This window comes from Arthrobacter sp. H14 (assembly GCF_000520495.1).
Taxonomy (GTDB): Bacteria; Actinomycetota; Actinomycetes; order Actinomycetales; family Micrococcaceae; genus Arthrobacter_C.
The window spans coordinates 70971-74284 of sequence record NZ_KI914637.1 but is presented as its reverse complement, the minus strand read 5'-3'; the positions used below and the strand labels follow the sequence as shown (position 1 = coordinate 74284).

The 3314-nt window shown below is 60.7% G+C and carries 2 protein-coding genes, 1 tRNA gene and 1 pseudogene; all 4 read right to left on the bottom strand.

Annotated elements, in window-relative coordinates:
- Positions 1-325: 325 nt before the first annotated feature.
- Complete coding sequence (locus Y707_RS0105655) at positions 326-1159, bottom strand: Bax inhibitor-1/YccA family protein (RefSeq protein ID WP_026534349.1); 834 nt, start codon at positions 1157-1159, stop codon at positions 326-328.
- A gap of 161 nt (positions 1160-1320) precedes the next feature.
- Positions 1321-1397, bottom strand: a tRNA-Leu gene (locus Y707_RS0105650).
- Between the two features lie 230 nt (positions 1398-1627).
- A complete protein-coding gene (locus Y707_RS0105645; protein WP_026534348.1) occupies positions 1628-3070 on the bottom strand; it encodes an NAD(P)/FAD-dependent oxidoreductase in 1443 nt (480 codons plus the stop codon).
- Between the two features lie 31 nt (positions 3071-3101).
- Positions 3102-3314, bottom strand: a pseudogene (locus Y707_RS32660) (peptidase S8); the annotation flags it as partial.

Here is a 3314-nt window from a genome sequence, read left to right as displayed (position 1 = left end):
TTCGAGCCCGAATCGTCTTCGCCCGCCCCAGAGCGGCTGCCCCCGCAAGCCGTCAGGCTGAGAGTGAGGACGCTGGCGGCCGCCATGCCCACCATAAATTTGTTCTTCTTCACTGCTGTTCCTCTCGTGAATGACGCAAAAATGTGAGCGTTCACATCCGCCCGTGTTAGTTTACTCACCATCCAGCGGAGTGTGTCAATGAATAGCGGTCTCAGTTTGATAACGCCGCAGGAATATTAAATAGCTGTGGCCCCGGTTGTCCGGGGGCCACAGCTATTTGAGTCATACACCGGCTGCATTGGCCGGATCATGAACGCCGGTTGAATCAGTCGCTGCCGCGGAGAATCGCCAGCAGGCGCAGGATCTCAACGTACAGCCATACAAGCGTCACGGTCAGGCCGAAGGCCGCGGTCCAGGAGTACTTGGCCGGAACGCCGTTCCTGACACCCTGTTCAATGGCTGTGAAGTCAATGATCAGCGAGAAGGCAGCCAGGCCGATGGCCAGAACGCCGATGAAGACACCCAACGGGATGCCGAAGATCTCAACGTCGGTCCGCAGACCCCATGCCGACTCGGTGGCACCGAACATCATCATGCCAAGGTTGACCAGCGAGAACAATGCATAGGCGGAGACCGCGATCATGAAGAACTTCATGGCCTTCGGGGACGCCCGAACCTTGCCGCTCTTGAACAGTGCGAAGGTCACGCCGAAGACGATCAGCGTACCCATCACGGCCTGGAATACGATTCCCGGGTACAGCCCTTCAAGGATTCCGGACAGGGCGCCGACGAAGAGGCCTTCGACGATGGCGTAGGCCAGGATCAGTGCCGGGGAGGGCTCTTTCTTGAAGGCGTTGACCAAGCCCAGGACCAAGCCGCCGATCAGCCCGACCCACAGCAGGATCGGGAAGGCCGCACCTATGAGCGCGCCTACAACGAGCAGGGCAAGACAACCAATGGTCTTCATGATGACGTCGTCGATCGTCATGCGTCCGGTCTTGACCGGTCCGGCCGACGGCTGGTTATACAGTTCCTGAAGCTGCTCGCTGGAGAGCTGAGTCTGGTTGGCCATGGTGGCCGAACCTGTGCTCGCCCGGCCAGCAGGCTGGCTGCGGAAACTCTTATTTTTATTGAAAACCGGGTTTCCACCGAATGCCATGTGATGTCCTCCATCTAGGGGGCGTTGCGATTAGCTAAATCGTATCAGCCACCGGTGCAATTTACGTCTGCAATACCCGGTACAACGGCGGAGTACGTTTCATAGTGTTAAACGTACGAACGGGCCAAAATACTCCCGGAAATCAGGTGCCGGATTTCCGCTGGTGCCCCAACTGGGACTCGAACCCAGACTGAACAGATTTTAAGTCTGCTGCCTCTGCCGATTGGGCTACTGGGGCGTTGCCACGGGCGGAAATCGTCCAGCTAAGCGTACTAGATCGGGACGTGCAGATAGTAACGGAGCCGACGGCGGCCCTGCTGGACGTCGTCGAACGGTGCGGCGTAGCGGAATTTTCCCCTGCTTTGCCTGCTGGGGCGATGTGAAAGGCCGGGCTGCCCATCATGATGGTCAGCCCGGCCTTTCATAAGTTCACAGCGGATCCGCTGGCCTTACAACTTTGGTGCAAGCCTACTTCTTGGCGCCAACCTCGGTCTTTTCGCCGGGCTTCTTGGCATCGTCCTTCGACCCGCCGTCGTTCTCGCTGTCGTCCTTCTTCGGCGGATTGGCCGCAGCGCGGAAGGCGGCGCGGGGACGGTCGAGATCCTCAAGCTGGGTGGTGTCCCGGCTGAGCAGCATGTTCCAGAACCAACCCGAAATAACGCGCGCTTTCCGCTCGAAAGTTGGAATGGCCAGGCCGTGATAGCCGCGGTGCATCATCCATGCAGGCAGACCGAAGAGGGCACGACCGTAGATATTCGCCACGCCCTTGCCGAGTCCGAAGCCTGCAACGACGCCAATGGTGGAGTGCTTGTAGTCGACGAGTTCCCCACCTTCGCGGGAAGCGAGCAGGTTGGAGGCCAACCGCTTTGCCTGGCGCACTGCGTGCTGGGCGTTGGGTACGCAGTAACCACCGACTCCGCCGCCGGAGAGGTCAGGAACAGCTGACACATCGCCGGCCGTCCAGGCGTTTTCGAGCGGGCCGTCATCACCGGTGATGCGCAAATCTGTACCGGCTTTGATGCGTCCACGTTCGTCGACGGGGAAATCGCTCTTCTTGGCCAGTGGGTTGGCCTGGACACCGGCGGTCCATACCAGGGTGTCGGTCTCGAACTGGTCCACCGGGTTCTTGTCCGGCATGCTGATCAGTTCCAGCTTGCCGTCAACGGCGCTGGCGAGCGAGGTGTTGAGCAGCACCTCAATGCCGCGGCTGCGCAGGTGCTCGACCACGCCTACGGCCTGTTCCTCGGTGACTTCCGGCATGATCCTGCCCATAGCCTCCACGAGGACGAACCGGACGTCCTTCATGGTCAAGCGGGAGTTCCGCCGCACGGCCGCGCGGGCGAGGTCCTCCAGCTCAGCGATCGCTTCAATACCGGCGAACCCGCCGCCGACGACGACGAAGGTCAGCGCGCGCCGGCGAACGGCGTCGTCGCTCTCCATCGAGCCGCTTTCGATCTTCTCCAGCACCTGGTTGCGCAGTGCGACGGCTTCCTCGATGGTCTTGAGGCCGATACCGTTCTCGGCCAGGCCCGGAATCGGGAAGGTCTTCGTCTGCGCACCGGCGGACATGATGATATCCTGATACGGGATTTCGAATGTCTCGCCGTCTTCGAGCTTGACCGAGGCTTTGCGGTTCTTGTGATCGATACTCGCCACTTCGCCATCGATGAGCTCGGTGTCCTTCAAGTGCCTGCGGTGCGAGACCACCGAGTGGCGTGCCTCGATGTTTCCGCCGGCCACCTCGGGCAGGAACGGCTGATAGGTCATGTAGGGCAGCGGATCGACGACGGTGACGATGCCACCGGCATTTTTGATCTTGCTCTGCAGCCGCATGGCGGCGTAGAAACCTACGTATCCGCCACCGACGATGAGCACGCGCGGACGATCCTGAAGTTGTGGTTTGGAAGACATATCTTCATGCTACAAGAGTTTGTGAAAATCTTCACGAACTGGAGGAGTCCCGTCGGCGCACGTACACCACATGGGCCGTACCCGCGACGATGACCAGCGCGATCAGGCCCGCGAACCCAATAATCACCGTGCGCGGCAGGTCTTCGTTCAGGCCGGCCGGCTCGGCGGCAACGGGCGCATCGGGTACCGGTATCTCCGGTTCCTCCGATGGCGCCGGAGCCGCCGGATTAGCCTGGGTTGCCGG